This is a genomic window from Lysinibacillus sp. FSL M8-0355, from assembly GCF_038008985.1.
In the GTDB taxonomy this organism is placed as follows: Bacteria; Bacillota; Bacilli; order Bacillales_A; family Planococcaceae; genus Lysinibacillus; species Lysinibacillus fusiformis_D.
In genome coordinates, this window is sequence record NZ_JBBPAI010000001.1 from 3,720,209 (window position 1) to 3,742,874 (window position 22,666).

21 protein-coding genes are annotated in these 22,666 nt (G+C 37.3%); 9 read left to right on the forward strand and 12 right to left on the reverse strand.

The features are described from left to right. Positions 1-86: 86 nt before the first annotated feature. Entirely contained in the window at positions 87-986 is a 900-nt protein-coding gene (locus tag MKY46_RS18205) for a DMT family transporter (protein WP_036119891.1), read from the reverse strand. Positions 987-1,355: 369 nt separating this feature from the next. On the opposite strand from MKY46_RS18205, the gene MKY46_RS18210 reads away from it, so the two are divergent. Further along, positions 1,356-2,078: an MgtC/SapB family protein gene (locus tag MKY46_RS18210; protein WP_036119888.1), complete on the forward strand. Its 723-nt coding sequence runs from the start codon at positions 1,356-1,358 to the stop codon at positions 2,076-2,078. Positions 2,079-2,092: 14 nt separating this feature from the next. Next, positions 2,093-3,076 carry a cation diffusion facilitator family transporter gene (locus tag MKY46_RS18215; protein ID WP_036119886.1) on the forward strand — a complete coding sequence of 328 codons (984 nt, stop codon included), beginning with the start codon at positions 2,093-2,095 and terminating at the stop codon, positions 3,074-3,076. A gap of 54 nt (positions 3,077-3,130) precedes the next feature. Here MKY46_RS18215 and MKY46_RS18220 read toward each other — a convergent pair whose 3' ends face one another. The 5 genes from MKY46_RS18220 to pruA all read right to left on the reverse strand — a co-directional run bounded on the left by MKY46_RS18220 (position 3,131) and on the right by pruA (position 9,991). After that, positions 3,131-3,868: a hypothetical protein gene (locus MKY46_RS18220; RefSeq protein WP_036119883.1), complete on the reverse strand. Its 738-nt coding sequence runs from the start codon at positions 3,866-3,868 to the stop codon at positions 3,131-3,133. 365 nt (positions 3,869-4,233) lie between these two features. Then, positions 4,234-5,397, reverse strand: a complete 1,164-nt coding sequence (locus MKY46_RS18225; protein WP_036119881.1) for an iron-containing alcohol dehydrogenase — start codon at positions 5,395-5,397, stop codon at positions 4,234-4,236. Positions 5,398-5,672: 275 nt separating this feature from the next. After that, positions 5,673-6,917: a Glu/Leu/Phe/Val family dehydrogenase gene (locus MKY46_RS18230; protein ID WP_036119879.1), complete on the reverse strand. Its 1,245-nt coding sequence runs from the start codon at positions 6,915-6,917 to the stop codon at positions 5,673-5,675. 83 nt (positions 6,918-7,000) lie between these two features. Then, the gene (locus tag MKY46_RS18235) at positions 7,001-8,194 is read right to left on the reverse strand and encodes an ornithine--oxo-acid transaminase (protein ID WP_036119876.1); all 1,194 of its coding nucleotides are present in this window, start codon (positions 8,192-8,194) and stop codon (positions 7,001-7,003) included. A gap of 252 nt (positions 8,195-8,446) precedes the next feature. Further along, positions 8,447-9,991 carry an L-glutamate gamma-semialdehyde dehydrogenase gene (gene pruA / locus MKY46_RS18240; RefSeq protein ID WP_036119871.1) on the reverse strand — a complete coding sequence of 515 codons (1,545 nt, stop codon included), beginning with the start codon at positions 9,989-9,991 and terminating at the stop codon, positions 8,447-8,449. A 145-nt stretch (positions 9,992-10,136) separates the two neighbouring features. Between pruA and MKY46_RS18245 the strand changes: the two genes are divergently transcribed. Beyond that, the gene (locus MKY46_RS18245; protein WP_036119861.1) at positions 10,137-11,444 is read left to right on the forward strand and encodes a sigma-54-dependent Fis family transcriptional regulator; all 1,308 of its coding nucleotides are present in this window, start codon (positions 10,137-10,139) and stop codon (positions 11,442-11,444) included. 43 nt (positions 11,445-11,487) lie between these two features. Here MKY46_RS18245 and yugI read toward each other — a convergent pair whose 3' ends face one another. Then, entirely contained in the window at positions 11,488-11,865 is a 378-nt protein-coding gene (gene yugI / locus MKY46_RS18250) for a S1 domain-containing post-transcriptional regulator GSP13 (RefSeq protein ID WP_036119858.1), read from the reverse strand. Between the two features lie 84 nt (positions 11,866-11,949). Continuing rightward, complete coding sequence (locus tag MKY46_RS18255; RefSeq protein ID WP_230593773.1) at positions 11,950-12,489, reverse strand: RNA polymerase sigma factor; 540 nt, start codon at positions 12,487-12,489, stop codon at positions 11,950-11,952. A gap of 222 nt (positions 12,490-12,711) precedes the next feature. On the opposite strand from MKY46_RS18255, the gene MKY46_RS18260 reads away from it, so the two are divergent. Then, positions 12,712-14,052: a sodium-dependent transporter gene (locus tag MKY46_RS18260; RefSeq protein ID WP_036119854.1), complete on the forward strand. Its 1,341-nt coding sequence runs from the start codon at positions 12,712-12,714 to the stop codon at positions 14,050-14,052. Between the two features lie 81 nt (positions 14,053-14,133). Here MKY46_RS18260 and MKY46_RS18265 read toward each other — a convergent pair whose 3' ends face one another. Then, complete coding sequence (locus tag MKY46_RS18265; protein WP_080717041.1) at positions 14,134-14,394, reverse strand: DUF1871 family protein; 261 nt, start codon at positions 14,392-14,394, stop codon at positions 14,134-14,136. A gap of 72 nt (positions 14,395-14,466) precedes the next feature. Here MKY46_RS18265 and MKY46_RS18270 point away from each other — a divergent pair, with 72 nt between their 5' ends. From MKY46_RS18270 to MKY46_RS18285, 4 genes are all read left to right on the forward strand, one after another. Beyond that, a complete protein-coding gene (locus tag MKY46_RS18270) occupies positions 14,467-15,636 on the forward strand; it encodes a MalY/PatB family protein (RefSeq protein ID WP_036119849.1) in 1,170 nt (389 codons plus the stop codon). 125 nt (positions 15,637-15,761) lie between these two features. After that, positions 15,762-16,187 (forward strand): IS3 family transposase, encoded by a 426-nt coding sequence (locus MKY46_RS18275; protein ID WP_036126546.1) that lies wholly within the window; start codon positions 15,762-15,764, stop codon positions 16,185-16,187. Beyond that, complete coding sequence (locus MKY46_RS18280) at positions 16,130-17,092, forward strand: IS3 family transposase (RefSeq protein WP_230593935.1); 963 nt, start codon at positions 16,130-16,132, stop codon at positions 17,090-17,092. The genes MKY46_RS18275 and MKY46_RS18280 overlap by 58 nt, the downstream gene beginning before the upstream one ends. Before the next feature lie 122 nt (positions 17,093-17,214). Continuing rightward, positions 17,215-18,633, forward strand: coding sequence for a hypothetical protein (locus tag MKY46_RS18285; RefSeq protein ID WP_036118111.1), 1,419 nt, complete (start codon positions 17,215-17,217; stop codon positions 18,631-18,633). Positions 18,634-18,693: 60 nt separating this feature from the next. Here MKY46_RS18285 and MKY46_RS18290 read toward each other — a convergent pair whose 3' ends face one another. Then, positions 18,694-18,906 carry a hypothetical protein gene (locus tag MKY46_RS18290; RefSeq protein WP_036118109.1) on the reverse strand — a complete coding sequence of 71 codons (213 nt, stop codon included), beginning with the start codon at positions 18,904-18,906 and terminating at the stop codon, positions 18,694-18,696. 22 nt (positions 18,907-18,928) lie between these two features. After that, positions 18,929-19,516, reverse strand: coding sequence for a peptidylprolyl isomerase (locus MKY46_RS18295; RefSeq protein WP_036118107.1), 588 nt, complete (start codon positions 19,514-19,516; stop codon positions 18,929-18,931). Positions 19,517-19,754: 238 nt separating this feature from the next. On the opposite strand from MKY46_RS18295, the gene MKY46_RS18300 reads away from it, so the two are divergent. After that, positions 19,755-21,605: a transglycosylase domain-containing protein gene (locus MKY46_RS18300; protein ID WP_036118104.1), complete on the forward strand. Its 1,851-nt coding sequence runs from the start codon at positions 19,755-19,757 to the stop codon at positions 21,603-21,605. Between the two features lie 481 nt (positions 21,606-22,086). On the opposite strand, the gene MKY46_RS18305 is transcribed toward MKY46_RS18300, so the two are convergent. Continuing rightward, a complete protein-coding gene (locus MKY46_RS18305; RefSeq protein ID WP_036119839.1) occupies positions 22,087-22,650 on the reverse strand; it encodes a DUF5366 family protein in 564 nt (187 codons plus the stop codon). Between the last annotated feature and the right edge of the window lie 16 nt (positions 22,651-22,666).

The following is a 22,666-nucleotide window of genomic DNA, read 5'->3' on the forward strand; positions in this document are numbered from 1 at the left end:
GAAGTCAACAACTTTTTAAAACTTTATTTTCAAGCGTTCCTTCTTGTTAAGGACAAGTAATAATATATAATATAGCATTATAAAAATCAAGCATTTTTCGTAAAAAAATTAAAAATCTTTTTAACATCGATGACAAACAATAGAATCCCGGCTAATACAATCAATCCACCAATGATTTGTGTCATAATCAAATACTCTTTAAATATCACCAAGGCTAAAAGAGCTGCCCCTACAGGTTCAAATAATATAGCAATTGAAACAACATTCGTACTAACATATTTAATAGACCAATTAAATAGAGTATGACCCAATAAATTAGGGACTAACGCTAATAAGAAAAACCATAACCAATCCATCGAAGAGTATGGACCAAAAGATTCTCCTTTAATCAATACATAAAAAAGTAAAGTAATGGTACACACAACATACACAACCATCGTATACGTCATTAAAGATAATCTTTTACGCACATCCTGTCCTAATAGAAAATAAGCCGTAGCAAGCGCACAAGCAATGAGCGCGAGTATATCTCCATAAAAAGCTGTTCCACTTACTTTTAAATCTCCCCAACTGATTAACACACTGCCTACTATGGCGATGGTACCAGCAACGATCGTTTTCTTTGTTATCTTCTCTTTAAAGAAAAAGTATGTTCCCACAAATGCAAACAACGGCTGTAATGTCACCAAAACTGTAGAGCTTGCTACTGAAGTATAGTTGAGTGATTCAAACCATAAAATAAAATGGAAAGCTAAAAAGATTCCCGCAACTGAAGAAAATAACCAATCACGTCTCCTTAAAGCTGTTAACTCCTTTGTATACTTCCTCAAAAATAACGGTGCCATTATTAAAACAGAAAATAGCATACGATAAAAAGCTATGATGCCAGCTTCTGCTGATGCTAATTTCACAAAAATAGCGGACATTGATACTGAAATAACACCAATTACGATTGGGATGTATGGATGAATTTTAGGTTGCTCCAAAAATCTCACCTCCATCATTGATGCCTCGCGCGTAAATATTCAAACTGACTCCCCAGAAGCTATTACGTCTTGTAACAACAGTTAATTGATCTGCCTCATGCAAACACATTACCTTAGCACATAGGTTCCCCTATTTCATCAGGTGTTTGAATCCCCGCTGAAAAAACAAGCTCCACTCCATTCAATACAAGAAGGAGATTTTCTATGTCTGATACTTCTCTTTCATTTCAAAAAAACATCTGCTTAATCAAGAAAAAAATAATTATATTTCCTTACTTCCATGATGTACAATACAAAAAAGTAATGCACATATAATAATGACAGCTTGCATATCTCTTAGCAATACGAAATATCTATGGAGGGTTGTGTATGGAAACATTATTGGAAAATATGATTACATATGAAGTTGGCATAAAATTAATTATTGCAGCCACATTAAGTTTAGTGATCGGTATCGAAAGGGAATTAAAGAAGAAGCCAGTTGGATTAAAAACCAGTTTAGTTATTGCTACTTTCAGCTGCCTACTAACCATCATCTCCATTGAAACAGCATACTCAACTCCTTCCAGAGAAGATATTAATATTACGATGGATCCTCTCCGTTTAGCTGCACAAATTGTCAGCGGGATTGGGTTTCTTGGAGCAGGTGTCATTTTAAGACGTGGCAATGATAGCATTACGGGATTAACAACTGCAGCCATGATATGGGGAGCCGCTGGTATCGGTATTGCAGTTGGTGCAGGATTTTATATGGATGCAACGCTAGCTGTCGTAATTATTGTGTTCGGCATTGAAATACTATCGCCTTTCCTGATGAAAATTGGACCTAAGCGAATTCGAATGCGAGAAATTTTATTAAAAGTCCAAATTGATGATGACAACCATACGGAATCATTTCTATTATTTTTAAAGGACAACAACATTATCATCGAAAATATCCGCATTAAAGATGTACCTTTAAAAAATGATAATGTTTTACATGAATTGGATTTGCGTCTATCCTTAATTGTCTCTGATAACCTATTATCATTTTATCGTTCATTACGAGCACTATCTTATATAGAAAAAATCGAAATGGAAATTTTAAACTAGTTGGAGGATTTTTTATGGCAGAACTATTAAAATTACTAAAGGATGGCAACAAACCCTCCCTATTAGCAGCATGTGTCAATACCTTTTTAGGAATCATCAAAGGAGTCGCCTTTTTCTTAACTGGTAATGTTGCCATGTTTGCAGAAATGATGCACTCTCTCGGTGATGCAGCAAACCAATTATTTGTGTATATAGGCTCAGCACTTTCAAAAAAGGCACCTACAAAACAATTTCCCGGTGGTTTCGGTCGAATTGTCAATTTAGTCTGCTTATTTGCTGTCATTATTGTAGCTATCCTTTCTTATGAAACGATAAAAGAAGGTTGGCATCATTTTATTCATCCTACAGGAGAGTCTAGTGGAATACTAATTGCACTCGGGGTATTATTCATAGGGATTGTTTTAGAGGGTACAGTGCTTGCCAAAGCAGCTGCTGAAGTGCTGCATGAAGCGGGTCAAGAAAAAGCAGGTCTCTCCACAATTCCAAAAGCGTTTTCTTATTTAAATCGTGCAAAGCCTGCAACCAAATTAGTCTTTATGGAAGATTTAGTTGCTACTAGCGGAAACTTTTTAGCCTTTGCTGCCATTTTAATTGCCTACTTTACTGGTTGGGGCCGAATAGAAGGTCTTGTTTCGATGATTATTGGCGCGATGATGTTTTATGTTGTCGGTAAAGTATTTCTAGATAACGCTCGTGGCGTCATTGGGGAGACTGACGAGGAAATGTTAAATCACATCGCCCATATTGTAATGGATGATCCCAATATTAAAGATATCTTCCGCCTTGAAGTAATTAAAGAAGGAGAATTTTTGCATGTCGAATTAGTAGCTGAAGCGGATCCTCATTTATCGCTGGCTTTTTTAGATGATGTACGTGACCATTTAACAGAGGTCATCTTAAGCCAAAAAGGGGTATCGAAAGTAGCGATTTTATTTGATGAAGATGATGGAAAAACAAATTGGGTACATGTTAACGAAAAACCAAAAGACACCATATAATCATTTAAAGAAAACAAATAGCCAATTGCCATATTTCAGGCAGTTGGCTATTTGTTATACTGGTATTAAACAATCTCGTTTTACATAATTTTCAACTTCATTTTGATAATCAGGTATATCCTCGTACCCAACAAAGACATGGTTGGTAATCATAAAAGTAAGCAGTCTGTCACAGGCTATCGCCTTTCTCTTACCCCTTTGTAGAATGATAATTTTCGAAAATTGTAATGAAGCTTGACGGTTAGCTAAAGCATATTCATTAGCATTTTGAATTTCTCTGCCATCCGTATGACAACCTAATACAAAATGTCCAGCAATAGAATCCTTTAAAACATTTGGATGCATGGATTGATAGTGCACCTCTGCAATCGAATCTTCTCTGTTCATGAATTGATGGGCCACCAGATAATGTTTTAAAGCACCTTTTAAATCAATTGCGATAAATGTATCCGCTAAAATTGTTCGATAATAAACAGTGACAATTTCAGCTTCTCCTAAATAAGGCTTTACTTCTACAACAATTTCTCCAGAAGGACGAACAAATAATTGTACAATTGCTTTATTTACACCATCCGAAAAATGAATAATCGTTTGTCCAAAACGTAAGCTTTTGAAAAATATACTTTGATCATCAATGTATCCTGTGATAATTTTATTATTTTCAATTTGTAGAGATTTCGCTTCAATTCCCAATACTTCTACACAATTTTGCATTTTATAAACATGCTGTTGAAATGGTATCTCCACACAATTTAATGTAACAATGCGCTTCTCTAACAATCGTTTCAACATTTGATCCCTCTCCCCTTTGTTTTAAATTGTCATTATTTTAATAAAGATGGCTGAACAATTTCTGAACATCTTTACATCATTCGAGCAATTACGACAAAAATACTTTTCTTCTTATTCAAAAGTAATATTGTTTTCAACAATTAATCAATAATTCAATTTTTACATGACTTTTCTCACCTAAAAACAATGAAAATTATATTTCTACCATCTTATTCATCTATCTATTTCACTATATCGCAGGACTTAAGAAACTTCTACGACAAAATTCAACATGAATCGTTAATTTTTCTTAACATTTCGATTCATGAAACCTAAAAAAAAACAATGCGTGCAAGACCATAAATCATAGCCTCACACTCATTGTTTTAAAGAGAATTTTGTAAAATGGTTCTTACATCTTCCTCTTGCAGTTTATTAAAGTTTCCAAAAGGACCGTTCTGCATAGCATGCTCTACAATCTGTTGGAATTTCGAATCATCAATATCATAATCAGCCAAGCGATTAGGCGCCCCTAATGACGTCCAAAATGCTGATAGACGATCGATTCCTTCGTAAGCAACTTCTTCTACTGTCTTGCCTGTTGCGTCGACCCCAAATACACGTGTTGCTATACCCGCAAAACGCTCAGGATTCACAGGCACATTTAAACGCATCCAATGTGGCTGGAGGATAGCTAATCCCCCTGCATGTGGAATATCGTATACAGCGGATACAGCATGCTCAATATTATGAGATGCCCAATCACCACGAGAGCCGATTGATAAGAATCCATTTAAACCAATTGTCCCCGCCAATAAAATCGTTTCACGTAATGTCGTACTCTCTAAATCCTCGAGTAATTTGGGCGCTGTCGTAATAACCGTTCGTAATACTCCTTCACACATTTCATCTGTAATCGGAGTATTCGTTGTGTTATGGAAATATTGTTCGAAAACATGTGACATCATATCAACGATTCCATAAACGGTGTGGTTTTTAGGTACCGTCACCGTATAGACTGGATTCAGTATTGAAAATTTCGGGAATGTCGCTGGACTACCCCAGCTTAGTTTTTCTTCGGTAGCTGCATTGGTAATAACAGATCCTGAGTTCATTTCAGAACCAGTAGCTGCAAGCGTTAATACCGTTCCTAACGGTATGGCTTGCTCTACAATTACCTTACGTTTTACGATATCCCAAGCATCACCATTATATTTTGCACCGGCAGCAATTAATTTGGAACAATCAATAACAGAGCCGCCACCAACAGCTAGCACTAAATCAATGCCTTCAGTTTTACAAATTTCAATACCACGTCTCGCTGTTTCCACACGTGGATTTGGTTCAACACCACTTAATTCAACTATTGTTTTATTTGCCTGTTGTAATTTCTCTATAACAGCATTGTAAACACCGTTCGCTTTGATGCTTCCGCCACCATAGACAACTAGTACCTTCTCGCCATATTGCGCTAATTCGTTCGGTAATTTTTCCAGTGCATCTTCACCAAAATGGAGCTTCACTGGGTTAAAAAATGTAAATGAATCCATTTAATTCGCCCCTTTCTAGTTGGATTTTCTCATATTTATATTGGAGAAAGCAAAGATTAAACGCCGACTTTGCAATCATAATACTAGTGATTGTTCAGATTTTGTTGAGTCACCCTATATATAAATGAATGGAATATTGCGTATACTCATTAGCGTCATTTCTACTTAGATTAGTACAACAGCGCCTCGAGCACCTTATTCAAACAAATAAACAAGAAAAAACGAGTCACCCCATTATTATAGGAATGACTCGTTTCATTTCATTTATCTTCTACTTAAACCCATCCACGGAAGCGTGAAGCTTCAGCAGTACGGCGAACACCTACCATGTAAGCCGCTAAGCGCATGTTGATGTTACGTGTTGTTGCTGTTGTATAAACATTGTCAAATGCTTCAACCATTTTTTTGTATAGACGCTCTTCAACTTCTTCTTCTGTCCAATAATAACCTTGGTTATTTTGTACCCATTCAAAGTAAGAAACTGTCACACCACCAGCAGAGGCTAATACGTCTGGTACAAGTAAAATGCCACGTTCTGTTAAGATTTTAGTTGCTTCAGATGTTGTTGGACCGTTTGCTGCTTCTACTACGATAGTGGCTTTAATATTGTGTGCATTGTCAGCAGTAATTTGGTTTTCAATAGCAGCTGGCACTAAAATATCACAATCAAGCTCTAATAATTCTTTGTTTGAAATCGTGTTTTCAAATAAAGTTGTTACTGTTCCGAAGCTATCACGACGATCTAATAAATAGTCGATATCTAAACCTTCAGGATCATGCAGTGCACCATAAGCATCTGAAATACCGATTACTTTTGCACCTAAATCATGCATGAATTTCGCAAGGAAGCTACCTGCGTTACCAAATCCTTGAATTACAACGCGAGCACCTTTAATGTCAATGCCACGTTTTTTTGCTGCTTCTTCGATTACGATTGTAACACCTTGTGCAGTCGCACGATCACGACCTTGAGAACCACCAAGTACTAGTGGCTTACCAGTGATGAAGCCTGGAGAGTTGAATTCATCCATGCGGCTATATTCATCCATCATCCATGCCATAATTTGTGCATTTGTAAATACGTCTGGCGCAGGAATATCTTTTGTTGGTCCTACGATTTGACTTACTGCACGTACATAACCACGGCTTAAACGTTCGATTTCGCCCATAGACATTTGACGAGGATCACAAATGACACCGCCTTTACCACCACCGTATGGTAGATCGACAATACCACATTTCAATGTCATCCACATTGAAAGCGCTTTAACTTCCTCCTCAGACACTTGTGGGTGGAAACGAACCCCACCTTTAGTTGGTCCTACAGCATCATTATGCTGTGCACGGTAACCAGTAAATACTTTTGTTGTACCATCATCCATTTTCACTGGAATGCGTACTTGTAGCATGCGAAGTGGTTCTTTTAGTAATTCATACATTGCTTCATCATAGCCAAGTTTATTTAGAGCATCTTGAATGACATCTTGTGTTGATGTGAAAAGATTTAAGTTTTCAGACATATTAAATCGCCTCTTTGTTTTTTTTAATGATAGTATATCGGCATCATTGTAACATACTTCCGAATTAAAATGTGAACATTTTGTTAAAGTTTAAATACTTTTTCAATTTGTTCAATTGACCAATCTAAATCCTCTTGAGAAATAACAAGTGGTGGTGCAAAACGAATAACTGTATCATGTGTTTCTTTACATAATAGACCTAATTCTTTTAGTTTTTCACAGTATGGACGCGCTGCCTCTGTTAATTCCATACCGATAAATAAGCCACGACCACGTACTTCTTTAATAACCGGGTTGTTAATTTCTCTTAATTTACCTTTGAAATATTCACCAAGGTCATGTGAACGTTCTGCTAATTTTTCATCTAATAACACTTTAATTGATGCAATTGAAACTGCACAAGCTAAAGGATTTCCACCGAAAGTTGAACCATGAGAACCTGGGTTGAATACGCCTAGGATATTACGGTTTGCAGCCACACAAGAAATAGGGAATACACCGCCACCTAGTGCTTTACCTAAGATGTACATATCTGGTTCTACTTCTTCCCAATCACAAGCAAACATTTTACCAGTACGTGCTAGACCTGCTTGAATTTCGTCAGCAATGAATAATACGTTGTTTTCACGGCAAAGTTCACGAGCAGCTTTTAAGAAGCCTTCTGTTGGAATAACAATACCAGCTTCGCCTTGAATTGGTTCGATTAAGAATGCTGCAGTGTTTGGTGTAATAGCTGCCTTTAATGCTTCAAGATTACCATAGTCTACTAATTTAACGTTTGGTAACATTGGACCGAAGCCACGACGATATTCTTCGTCAGAAGATAAAGATACAGCAAGCATTGTACGACCGTGGAAGTTACCATTACATGCAATAACTTCAGCCTTGCCATCTTCTACGCCTTTTACATCATATGCCCAACGACGAGCTGCTTTAAAGGCAGTCTCTACTGCTTCAGCACCAGTATTCATTGGTAAGACCATTTCTTTATTTGTTAATTTTCCTACTAGCTCATACCATTCACCAAGATTTTCGCTGTAAAATGCACGTGAAGTTAACGTTACTTTATCAGCTTGTTCTTTTAAAGCAGCAATAATTTTTGGGTGACGGTGTCCTTGGTTTACAGCTGAATAAGCTGATAGCATATCTAAATATTTGTTGCCCTCTGGATCTTTAACCCAAGCACCCTCAGCCTCTGAAATTACGATTGGCAGTGGATGATAGTTTGCTGCACCATAATTTTGTGTTTGTTCAATAACTTGTTGAGTTTTTGTCATATCCTATTCTCTCCTTACTAAATCATGATGAAAAATCTATGGAAGATAGGGACTATGTATCTCTATGAGTAGAATAATTAAGAATTCAGCAACAATTCAACCATAAATTTGCTCACTTCTCCAAAATAAACTACCTCGTCATGAGTGTCTACGGTTTGAGCCAGGGATAGTATTACCTGGAGAAGTTTTGCAAATCCTGTCATAATGCTTTAATTTCTACTTATTAGAGTAGCCCTAACGTCAATATAAAATTTAAAGCATTTCTGAAGTTGTTTTTGCTTGCATATGCAGTTGTAGGTAGTCTGGTCCACCTGCTTTTGAGTCTGTACCTGACATGTTGAAGCCACCAAATGGTTGGTAGCCAACGATGGCACCTGTACAGCCACGGTTGAAGTAAAGGTTTCCTACATGGAATTCTTCACGTGCTTTTTCTAAGTTCACACGGTTTTTCGTGATGACTGCACCTGTTAAACCGTATTCTGTATCGTTCGCAATTTCAATAGCGTGATCGAAATCTTTTGCTTTTGCGATTGCTACCACTGGCCCGAAGATTTCTTCTTTCATAATACGTGCAGAAGGTTCTACGTCTGCGAACACAGTTGGCTGTACGAAGTAACCAACTGAATCATCTGCTGTACCACCAGCCACTAGACGACCTTCGCCTTTACCGATTTCGATGTATTCCGTAATTTTGTTGAATGCCGCTTGGTCAATAACTGTTGCCATGAAGTTGCTGAAATCTGTTGGATCTCCAACTGTTAAAGCATTTGTTAATTCTTCTACACGATTAACAACTTGCTCATATACATCTTCTACGATGACTGCACGAGAACAGGCTGAACATTTTTGACCTGAGAAGCCAAATGCTGATTTGACGATTGATTGTGCAGCTAATTCTAAGTCTGCTTCTTTATCAACTACGATTGTATCTTTTCCGCCCATTTCAGCGATGACACGTTTAATCCAAATTTGACCATCATTTAATACAGAAGCACGTTGGTTGATACGTAAACCAACATCACGTGAACCTGTGAAGCTGATGAAGCGTGTTTTTGGATGATCGACTAAGTAGTCGCCTACTTCAGCACCAGAACCTGGTACGAAGTTCACGGCACCTGCTGGAAGACCTGCTTCTTCTAATACTTCGATAAATTTATACGCCACTACTGGTGTTGTAGAAGCTGGTTTTAATAAGACTGTGTTCCCTGTTACTAAAGCGGCCACTGTTGTACCAGCCATGATCGCAAATGGGAAGTTCCAAGGAGAAATAACGATACCGATTCCTAATGGAATATAGTCATAACGGTTGTATTCGCCTGGACGGCTTTCTACTGGTTGACCGCCTTTAATGCGTAGCATTTGGCGACCATAGTATTCCAAGAAGTCGATTGCTTCCGCTGTATCTGCATCTGCCTCTGCCCATGGTTTCCCTGCTTCTTTTGTTAATAATGCAGAGAATTCATGTTTACGACGACGAATAATAGCTGCTGCTTTGAACAAAACGTCAGCACGAATCGCAGGGTCAACTTTTTTCCATGTTTTGAATGTTTCATCCGCTGCTTGCATCGCTTTTTCAGCTAACTCTTTGCTTGCTTTTGACACACGGCCAATCACTTCTGTTTTCTTTGCAGGATTGTACGAAACGATTTTGTCTTCTGTTGTAATGCGCTCGCCACCAATAATTAGTGGGTAGTCTTGACCTAAGTAACCTTCAACTTTATTTAAAGCCTCCACATAAGCATTGTAGTTTGCCTCTTGTGAAAAATCTGTGAATGGTTCGTGTTTGTATGGAATCATACTTAATCCTCCCTTGTGAGATGTATTTGGGTATGCAAAAAACATTGACGCAAAATATCTTTGCGTATAAAATATTCTTACACTTATTATAATGCAAAATTTCGTTGCATATTTCAAGTAAAAAATTTTTGAGGTGCACATTTTTATGAAAAATTCTGAACCTTTACTACCTTTTTATGAGTTTATTGCAACAAATGTATCCGTTGGTATCCATGCAGTAGACCTATCTGGTAAAACAATTATTTACAATACAAAAATGAAAGAAATTGAAGGATTTCATTTTGATGAACTTGCGGACCGTTCCATTATTGAAATGTTTTCGTTCCGTCAACACGAAAGTACATTAATGCGTGTTTTACAAACAGGAAAAAAGGAAATCAATGTTAAACAATCCTATTGGAATAAAAATGGTCATGAAATTACAACAATCAATGATACTTTTCCACTTTTTGTGGAAGGTAAACTCATCGGGGCAATAGAATTTGCTCGAGATATTACCTCACTTGAAAAGCTTGTTTATCAACCCCTTCGTCGTTATGATGAACCATTAACATTTGATATGATTAAAGCTGATTCAGAATCAATGAAGCAGGTTATCGAAAATGCTAAAAAAGCAGCAGCCGTAAAATTACCTGTATTATTAATTGGTGAATCTGGCACAGGGAAAGATTTAGTGGCTGAAGGAATCCACCATGCAGCCTCTCCAGATCCTGAAGCTTTTGTGACGCTTGTCAGCCGCCGTTCTGCTCAATCCGTGCTGGATAAATTACAGCAACTGTTAGAAGAAGATACGGACTATACCTTTTTCTTTGAACGCATAGATTTTTTGAGCTTAGACATTCAGGAACAACTTTTAGCTATACTACAATCCCTTCCACAGTCCAAATATATGCTGATTGGAAGTGTGGGCAGTGACCCCATTACATTGATCGCTCAAAAAAAGCTGTCTAAGTCACTTTATTATTTCTTTGCAACAATGGCTATTACCATTCCTAATTTAACGGATCGAAAAGAAGATATTCTTCCATTTGTCGATGATTATTTTACTCGACATCGAGAACGCTTTGCCTCCCAAGTCACTGAACTTGCACCAGATGTACAGGAATTATTTTTACAATATGATTGGCCAGGAAATCTTAAGGAACTTGAGCTGCTGTTGGATGAAATCGTTTCATTTATGACAACAGAGTCAACGGTTACTTCAGATTTATTGCCACTCCATTTCCGCTTCAAGGTACAACAGCAAGACACAAACAATCGTGAGCCAGAATTTTTTATGTTTCATCAAAATCATGAAGTCATGCCACTGGATGCTTATTTGCGTGAAGCCGAATCATATTATGTGCAAAATGTCTTAAATTTATATGAGGGCAATATTACAAAAGCAGCGAATGCACTTGGCATGAGTCGCCAAAACCTGCAATATCGAATCCGAAAAATAAAAAAACAATAGCAAAAAAACGAGGATCCCTTCAGTCGAAAGTATCCTCGTTTTTTTAGTGTCCTGATTGTTCGATCCAGTCTTGCAACTTATCTTTTAAGGAATTAAAACCATTTGCATCCGATTCATCTACACGGTCCTGCAATGTTTTACGCGGCGGTGCATCTTTTTTTCGTACTGATGTGGGGCGTTCCTGTAGCGCTCTCATCGATAAACTAATTTTTTCGGCCTCTTCATCGATTTCAAGAATTTTTACTTCTACTTCCTGCCCAACAGCTAAAAACTCACTAACGTCTTTAACAAAGCCGTATGTTATTTCCGAAATATGCACAAGGCCTTGCGTATTGTCATCTAGTGCTACGAATGCACCGTATGGTTGAATACCTGTAACTTTTCCGGTCAACACGTCTCCTAATTCATATTTTTTTACCATAACCTTTGCCCACTTTCTTTTTGTTTGCTACGTATATATCGCTTAAATTATAACATACGTGTAAAAACGGGGCAAAAAATCTCCTTACTCGGAAATGGCCGTAATGATGCAACGTTCTCCGCCTTTTTCTGTAGACATTGTACTTAGCTGGAAGGTTAAATGCTGACCAATCTTCTGCATTGATTCTGGTTTAACGCCCACTTTAATTGTTGTTTGGGATGGATTTATTGCATAGCGATACTTTACATCAAGAGTTTGAATGGCACTATGTAACAGCCTGTCCTCTTCAAATAGAAGAACATTATCTTCTGCAGATGAATAGTTATTTTGTTGTTGAGCGTGTAGCTTGTCCTCTTTTTCCTGCTGTCGTTGTTCCTTGCGATAGTAATCACGAGTAGCATTTAAGGTGATTTTATAGAGCCACGTTGTAAGACGATTCTGCTTAAATTGATGTAAAAAGCGATACAACTTGACAAATACCTCCTGTGAAACATCAGCTAAATCATTCCTATGTACACCACATTGAAAGGCAAATTTTTCAACAGTTCGTTGATGGATACGAATAAGCTCGGTATAGGCCTCCTTATCTCCTTGTTGGGCCCTTGCTATTAAGTCCGACTCCATCAAAGCGATTCCCCCTTTTGTTAGTGAAACGAAATATTATACCCAATTGTTACAAAAATAATATACCTTTTACTCAAAAAGAAGACCCCTCCTAATATGTTATTATTTCATTTCTAAACAGCTGCTGATATAGGAATATCCATCGTCAATTTTCTGATATCTGCTTGTGTTATGAGAATATTGAGGTAAAATAAAACTTTAGTATAAGGAGGATTTATTTTCGTGTCATCGAGAGATCAGTTTACAACTAAAATTGGTTTTATTTTAGCTGCTGCTGGAAGTGCTATAGGGTTAGGAGCCATTTGGAAATTCCCCTATATGGCAGGTACTAATGGCGGTAGTGTCTTTATTTTATTATTCATTTTATGTACATTTTTTATCGGCTTACCAGTGCTTATTGCTGAGTTTATGATTGGTCGTCGAGGGCAAAAAGACGCTGTCACTTCCTTTAAGGAACAAGCGCCAGGAAAGCCGTGGTATTTGATTGGCTGGGGTGGCATGGTGATTGCGGGCCTTATCTTATCGTTTTATAGTGTTGTTGGTGGATGGATTTTAAGCTATTTGGGTCGTGCCATTACATTTAAGCTAACAAATGCTAGTTCTGAGATGAATTACGCAGATTTATTTACCAATATTATTTCAAGCCCCTCCGAAGCCATTCTAGTACAGGGACTATTCATGCTATTAACAGTAGTGATTGTATCGGCAGGTATTAAGGGTGGAATCGAAAAAGCCAGCACATGGATGATGCCCTTGCTCTTTATTTTCTTCATTGTCTTAGTTATACGCTCTTTAACTTTAGATGGCGCAATGGAAGGCGTTAAATTTATGTTTGTGCCTGATTGGTCTTACTTTAACGCTGAAACATTTTTAATGGCTTTAGGACAAGCCTTCTTCTCTTTAAGTGTAGGTATTGCCGTTATGATTACATATGCTTCCTATTTGTCTAAAACAGAGAAGATTGGTAATTCAGCAATCAATGTAGCTTCCATGAATATTATTATTTCTTTACTTGCGGGTCTTGTTATTTTCCCCGCAGTATTCGCTCTAGGCTATACGCCTGACCAAGGGCCTGGCCTTGTTTTCATTATTTTGCCAGCTGTTTTCGAGCAGTTGCCACTTGGTGGTCTATTCTTAACCATTTTTTTCATCCTGTTGCTATTTGCTACCGTCACTTCCTCCATTTCTATGTTAGAAATTGTTGTAGCCATTGCGATTGGAGACCATCCAGAAAAACGTAGAAAGATTGCTTGGATTGGTGGAATCATCATTTTTATTTTCGGTATCCCAAGTGCGCTGTCGTTTGGTATATTATCAGATGTAAAAATATTAGATCGCTCTATTTTTGACTTTGTTGATTTTCTGACGAACAGCATCGGCATGCCGATAGGAGCCTTCCTTATTTCTATATTTGCAGGTTATTATTATACGAAGGATATTTCACGTAAGGAATTAGCCGCATCTAGCTTAATGTTTAATATCTGGTATATTTTAGTTCGTTTCGTTTCTCCAATTGCCATTTTCATTATTTTCATTCAGGGGATTTTACCTTTATTTAAATAAGAACTAGCCTCAAACGTGCACATTAAAAAAGAGGTTGTCGAATGACAGCCCCCTTTTTTTATAAGAAATATGCAAAATATTTTAAATAATACATTTTGCTTCAAATTTAATAGCAATTAGTTTGTAAGAAATGGCTACACAATCTTCAAATGGTATCCATTGTTCAAACGAATGCTCATATGTTTCTTGAATAATTTTTGCAAGTGTCGATGGATCATCTATCCCTTGCAATGCTGCTACTACATCTGCCGTTTCTGTATCATAATGGTCTGGACCTAAGTGGAATGGATCCCACTCCTCTAGCAGATGTACAGCTGCTTGATTCATTTTTATATTTTCCAAAATACTCACCTGTTATCCTTTGATCATACCCGTATGATACCATATTAAATAAAAAAGAAAAGAGTGATTTGCTTGTCTATTTTTGATCAAACTTTCAAACGTCGATGTACAAACTCTGTAAAATGGGACGCAATGGAAAAGGTATATGGCCTAGATGATGCGTCAGATATCTTGCCAATGTGGGTAGCCGATATGGATTTTGCAGCACCAATAGCCGTTTCAAAGGCATTACAGAAACACGCTGAACAAACTATTTTTGGCTATAGTTTTATGGGTGAAGAAGCGATTCAGTCAATCGTAGACTGGCAAAATACTCGCCATGCCTGGCATATTGATAAAGAATCTATCCTATTTTGTAATGGTGTTGTAGCGGCATTAGCCAATAGCATTGTAGCCCTAACAAACCCTGGTGACAAAGTACTCATTTCGCCACCAGTCTACCCACCATTCTATAACATCCCCAAAAGTAATGGGCGTGAAGTTGTAAGCTGCCCATTAGTTGAAAAAGATGGTGTGATTGGCTATGATTTCGAAGCCTTTGAACAGGCATTAGCGCAAGATGTGAAAGCCTACATATTATGTAACCCTCACAATCCAGGAGGCTATGTATGGGATGAAGCTACTTTAAAGGAGATTGTACGACTTTGTGCTAAATACGATGTCATCATTATTTCTGATGAAATACATGCTGATTTAATGTTAAACGGGGATAAGCATATTCCTCTAGCAAAGGTTGCAGGTGATGAGATCAATCGTATTATTACTTGCATGGCGCCTACCAAAACATTTAATTTAGCAGGAATTCAAGTTTCTTATATGATCGTAACAGATAGGAAAAAACGTCTACAGCTAGAGGCAATAAATATGGCAAGTGGGCAAGGCTCGTTAAATACATTTGCCTCTGTTGCACTTCATGCCGCTTATACAGAAGGAGCTCCTTGGTTAGACGAGTTACTTCCATATATTTCTACAAATATGGAATATGTAAAAGCCGAGTTAGAGCAGCTTCCAGGCATTCGTGTCACAATACCACAATCCACTTATTTAATCTGGATTGATTACCGCGAGCTAGAGCTTGAAGAAAAGGACATCATGAATCGCTTATTAAAAATCGGAAAGCTTGCATTAGAGCCAGGGACAAAATATGGGGAAGAAGGTCATGGCTTCCTACGTATGAATGTCGCTTGTTCATTTGAAACCGTTCAAGATGGTGTAAAACGCTTTAAAAAAGTGTTTGAATAGAAAATGACAGTAAAAAGGATATCTCAACTTTAAAATGTACCCTATAAGATAGACACTTTCCAAAAGGTCATCTTATAGGGTATTTTTATTTATAATGAAGAAAAAAACGAGCGGTGGTAAATAGTATGACTAAAAATTTTTTTTCGGAACAACAACAGGCACAATTAAAATTAAATCCATACGTCAAATCAGTAAGCGCGAAAGCCATTACTTATACAGATGAATTTAAAGAATTTTTTATTGATGAATACGATAAAGGAAAATATCCAAGTGAAATTTTCCTTGAGGCGGGTTTTGACATTGAAGCCCTTGGTCCAGCGCGTATTCGGAGAGCTTCGAATCGTTGGCGCACAGCTTATAAAGAGCATGGGCTAACAGGTTTAGAAGATGCTAGAAAACATGCTTCAGGTCGCCCTTTAGAACGCGTATTAAGTATAGAAGAAAAATACGCCCGCTTAGAAGCGAAGATGAAATTGTTAGAAGCAGAAAACGAATTTTTAAAAAAGCTAGATCAACTCGAAAGGCAGCTGATAAGGAAGAAATCAAAATAAGTACTACACAAAAATTTGAGTTAATCCATCAAATTATTGAAAAATATCAATTAAAACGAATGGTACGATATCTTTGTGAAATGGCACATGTTTCACGCTCAGGCTACTATCGCTATTTTAGAGTAGAAGCTGTCTTAACTCGTCAAAAACAGAATGAAGAAGATGAAGTGGTGAAAGAAGTCATTTTAAAGGCCTTTCATTTCCGAGGACGAAAGAAAGGCGCACGTCAAATAAAAATGACACTAGAAAACCAATATGAAATTACGTACAACCTTAAGCGTATCCGTCGCATTATGAAAAAGTTTAATATTATCTGTCCCATTCGAAAAGCGAATCCAGCGCGTCGTATGGCAAAAGCAACGAAGGAACATCGTATATGCCCTAACAATTTACACCGCAACTTCAAGCAAGGTGTGGCAGGAAAAGTATTACTAACCGACATCACATATTTAATATATGGAGGCGGTAAACGTGCTTATTTATCAACGATAAAAGACGCCGAAACAAATGAAATTTTAGCTTATGAAGTATCTTCTACATTGAGTATAGAAATTGCGCTCAATACCTTACATAAATTGAAGAAACATCGCCATTTAAGGGAAGATGCCTTTATCCATTCGGATCAAGGTTTCCATTATACGAATCCAAAATTTCGAGCCTTAGTGAAGAAAATTGGCTTAGGACAGTCCATGTCACGTCGAGGAAACTGTTGGGATAATGCGCCACAAGAATCATTCTTTGGGCATTTTAAAGATGAAACAACTATTAGAGCATGTGAAACGTTAGAAGAAGTAAAGAAAGAAATTAAGAGTTATATGATTTACTACAATCATTATCGAGGGCAATGGAATTTAAAAAAGCTGCCGCCTGTAAAATACAGACAGCAGCTTCAAGAAGTTGCCTAACCTTTTTCAAAATGTCCTTTACAAAGGGTACACTTTACTTTTGGAGATATCCTTTTATATGTTTAAAATAATGATTTTGTGGAAAAGTTTCTTATCAATCAGATGTAAAAAGAGGTGTTTTCATGGACTTAGCGCCATTAATGATTAAACGTGCATATATGACATTCTTATTTCCCTTTGCCTATTCCACGAAAAATCGTCAAAAAATTGGAGAGGTACTACTAAAGGAAGGTTTTACTTTTTTCACCCTAAATAATACAGCTCTTGAAAATGCCTTTTACGGTGATACGACAATCATCCATGAGGAGCTTGCCCAGTTTTTCTATCCCTTTTTAGAGGATAAATTATTCCCATACGATATGAATAGCCCTGACTTTATTCGGTTTTCAAAAGCATTCTATACCCAAGGCTCCTTACATCATCTAGACAGTCGTATTCATTATGAAATCACGAGTATTGATGTAACACTATGTCCTTTTGGAAACGGTATTATAACCGTGAGAACAAATATAACAGATACCCCACATGATATAAGTGACATTTTAAATTTTATTCACTATTTTAGAGTACTGGAGGCTAAGCTTCGAGAAGAAAAAGGGGCGAGTCATCATTTTTCCTTTGGCCATTGTTCTTCAACCAGTGAACTATTATTTAACTATTTTATCCCCTATTTACAGCCTTTTTTACAGCATCAACAAGACACTAGCTACGAAGGATTACCGTTTTTCGAGGATGAGCGGATGTATGCTTCTGCCTATTTAATTGCTGAGAAAGAAGCAGACATATTACCTGAGCATTTATTTCGATTAGGACAAGTAGATGGTAGAACACCTGCAGGCAAGCCCTTTATTTCCAGCACAAACGCTCAATATATTGCGCAATATGTGCAAGACCATGCACATACACGTTGGGCACCCAATAGCTATATTATTACTTCGGCACAGGCACAAATGACCCTTACGAATTTGCCCTTTGAAAAGTGTACACATAGCATTCAAGAGTTTATGGGAACACACTATTATAATCTTTTCATTCATTATTTTTACAAAATGATGCTCTTAAAGTTGTCCTATGAATATAGTGAAATCAAATGGGGCAAGGATAAGCTCGTTGTGAATGAATTAATTGAATTAATTACAAAATTTTCGGCACGCTATTATTTTGAAGAAGTGATTGTTCGAACGGAAGGAAGAGAAATTTCCCAAATGCTACGAAAGCTGTTCCGTATTAATGAGCATTATGTAGAAACCAAAGCGACATTGGACAGTTTGTATCGCACACAAGAGGATCAATCAGATAATAGAAGTAATAATTTACTGTTTATTTTAACTGTATTTACTGTGGTATCTGGTATTTACGGTATGAACTTAGTTATTGAGGGGTGGAAGGATAGCAGTGATTTCGAGAGTATTTGGAGTTATACACTATTCGAATGGCTAGCGTTTATTACCGCATTAAGTGGGATTGGTTTATCGCTTGTACTCGTTTGTTTCACTGGCTTCAAGACGGTGCAAAATATGATTCGTCGTTATAAAAAATGATCTATAAAAAAGAATCTGCTTACCCTTAACATCTAATGTGGGAAGCAGATTCTTTTTTAGCTAAATGTTTTGTTGATTATTTGTATTTTTCTTATCTGCTAGAATACGTGCTTCGATTTCTTTTGATTTCATTTCCTGTTTCTTAGAAATTTTTCTAAAAAGCATAAACACGATAATACATAGAATAAGCATGATTAAAAACTCAAAAGCCGCTGGAATATAACCTGATTTGTCTTCAGGGAAATATAAAAATTGGTACATAAAGTTTTGCATACTCTACACGTCCTTATAAGTATTATTCAAAAACCGTAATTGACTCAATTTTCACATCTTCTAATGGTTTATCGCGGAAATCTTTTTCAACATCCGCAATTTTGTCCACAATGTCCATACCTTCCACAACATGACCGAATACTGTGTGTTTATGGTCTAACCAAGGTGTACCACCATTTTGTGCATAAGCTTCAATGATCTCCTCTGGGAAACCAGCTCCTTGTAATTGGCGAAGCATATCACTTGGCAGATGCTTCATTTGTACGATGAAGAATTGAGAGCCATTTGTGTTTGGACCTGCATTTGCCATTGATAACGCACCGCGCAGGTTAAACAAGTTATCTGAGAATTCATCTTCAAAAGAATTACCCCAAATCGATTCTCCACCCATACCAGTACCAGTTGGGTCTCCACCTTGAACCATGAAGTCTTGAATAACACGGTGGAAAATAATGCCATTATAGTAACCTGATTTAGCATGGCCTAAAAAGTTCTCAACCGTTTTGGGTGCATGCTCAGGGAACAACTTAATTTTGATAGCACCTAGTGTTGTGTTCATTTCTACAAGCACTTCGCCTGCTTGTACGTCTGTTGTTAATTGTGGAAACATGGAAGTCTCTCCTTTAATGATAAATTTCAGTTTCAATGAAAAAAATGACTAATGCATCCTTTCCGACCTCATTTTAGTCTAACATACTTCTTATTGGTTTTCTTCATCAAAGTATTGACGATTTTTGCAATTTTAACTTTCATAATCAAAACCAAGGAAATAGGTCTGAGCGAGTATTTGGAATCAATCCAAAATATGTTATTCTGATGAAGGATTTATCGAAAGAGTGGAGGCACACATGAAAAAGGCTTTTGGTTTTTTTATTATATTACTATCCCTACCTGCTTTATGGTGGATTAGTACAAACATTAGGACAGAAATCAATACCGCTCAAGCACATGAGGAACAAATATCGAGTGCTATTCATTTACCTGAGGTACAAACCCAACTTCCTGTCACTCTAATTGATCGAAATGGGCAAACATTTAGCGAGGAATATGTCGAATGGCGACAGCCGTTAACCTTACAAGAAATTCCACAAATTGCCCAGGAAATATTCATTACAAGTGAAGATGCTGATTTTTATGAGCATATCGGTTTTGATTTAAGTGCAATCATTCGTGCAGTTGTAGCCAATTCGAATAGCAACACAGCCTCTCAAGGTGGTAGTACGATTACACAGCAGCTCGTTCGAATGCGTTATTTATCTGATGAAAAAACATATGAGCGGAAATTAACAGAGCTTTTTTATGCGCATGAATTAGAAAAAGAATTTGATAAAGAAACTATTTTAACAATGTATCTTAATGAATCCTATTTTAGCAACCAAGTTTATGGTATCGGTGGAGCAGCGACCTATTATTTTCAAAAGCCACTTCAAGAATTAAGCATTGCTGAAATTGCTTTTATTGCGGCGATCCCAAATAACCCCTCTCTTTATAATCCTTTGAAAAATTTCGATCAAACTAAAGCGAGACAGGAGCGTTTGTTAGATACGCTAGCAGTTAATGGCGCTATTACAAAGGAAAATGCAGCTACCTACAAAGCTGAGCCGATTACATTAAATGTGAAAGATAAAATTCAAAGTTATCCAATGTATAGCACTTACGTTCTTCAAGAGCTAAAGTGGTTAGTTGCTGAAAAAGAGGGTTATGCGGATCGACTGAGCAATACAGAGAATGAGGAAGAAAAGAAAAAAATTAAAGCACAATTAGATAATCGACTAGATACACTATTTCAAAATGGACTCATCATTCAAACTGCACTTGATCCAAATAAACAGCAACATGATGAGGTTAAAATGTCAGCTATTCTCGGTACAGGTTCGTTGCAAGCAGCTGGTGCAGTCATTGAAAACCAATCAAGAGAAATTGTCAGCTTGTATGCAGGAAAAAACTATGAAAAATTTGATTATCATCGTGCATTCCAAGGAACACGTCAGCCTGGATCAGCCTTTAAACCTTTAGCAGTCTATGCCCCTTTCTTTGAAACGTCAGCACATACACCTGATTCTATTGTCAATGGAGGTAGATACTGTGTTGGCTCGTTCTGTCCGCAAAACTATGGGGGCTATACGTATGGTGATGTGTCCCTCCGTACAGCTTTTCGACACAGCTACAACACATCTGCACTGCGTCTCTTTGAAACTATTGGCGTTGAAACGGCCTTTCAATACCTTAATCGCTTTCACTTCCGTTCGATTGTAGCGAAAGATCATAATTATGCCGCTTCATTGGGTGGGCTAACTTACGGTGTGACAGCCTTAGAGCTAGCAGATGCCTATACAAGCTTTATCGATGGCTCCTATGTTTTAGCTCATGGTATTCGTAAAGTGACAGCTTTAGATGGAACTGAGCTTTATAGTTGGGATACACAGCGTAATCAAATCTGGTCTCCGAAAACGGTGAAATATATGCGTGAGCTTCTTGCTGATGTTGTGGCAAATGGGACAGGACAAGGGGTTTACAGTAACAGCGACTATATAGGAGCAAAAACAGGCACAACTAATGACTATCGGGACTACTGGCTTGCCGGACTTAATGATGGTTATACTGCGGCTGTATGGCTAGGCTATGATAAGCCTCAATCCATGCAAAAATTAGAGGCATACAAAATTCATCATCAATTATTTAATGTTTTATTAGAGTAGTGAAACAGCCAAGAGGTAGCAGTCTTACATGACTGCTACCTCTTCATAGTGTTGAAAAACAAAACCATCCATAGAATTTTTGTGATATAAAATATAGGTATTCACTACTCATTTTATGGAGAGGTATTGTCACTATTCACTTCTCTACAATGAAAATAAGAGCCTATCCTTTCTTTAATTATACAAATAATCTACGACTAGTATAAAAAATAAGGAAAAGGCACTTTTGCCACAGGGTTGATTGGAGTGGAGCTAGCGTCACTCCTAGGGGATTTAGCGTCTCAGCTGAGACCCTGGAGCGAACGCAGTGAGTGAAGCGGCTCATCGGACGCCCCCTGGAAAGGACGCTGGCGGAACGGAAATCAACCCCTAACTTTACCAAAGGTTCTTTTTCTGCTATTGCCATCATCTTTTTTCAACAACAGCAAAGAGGTAGCAGTCTTACATGACTGCTACCTCTTTTCACTAGTATGTAATGTAACTAATTGGCAAACGGCAAACTTGCCAAAATGCCATTATATAGCTTCAACACAACATAAATAATGAGTGTTAAAAGAATGGTCCACATAAAAAGCTCAAAGATTAATAGACCAATTGTGCCGCCCATCGACATAAAATGACTCATTTTATAAATCAGATAAATAAAATAGGTAAACACTGTTATGATAAAGATACCAATCAAAACATAAATAAATTGGATGGCAAATGCGGAACACATGGCGCCGATAAACAAGATAATGTAGCCACCTCGAGCCTGACTAACAGTAGCTCCATCATGATCTTTTGAGAAAAACAGCATTCCTAGCTCATGAATCGTTTCCCCTACTAGTTTGAGTGCAGAAAATAACATAAAAAAAACAATAGCAAAAACAATGAGCAAAAATACACGTAACTCAAAATCAGACAAAAATTCTCGCATACCTGAATAAACACCGATTGCTTGAAAAATCTGTAAGGATTCGCCAACAGCATACATGCCAAATGTCAAACTAAACAATAAAATTGTAATTAATGGTAGATAACCATAGATATAAGGATTCCTCATAAAAAATTTTTTCCTC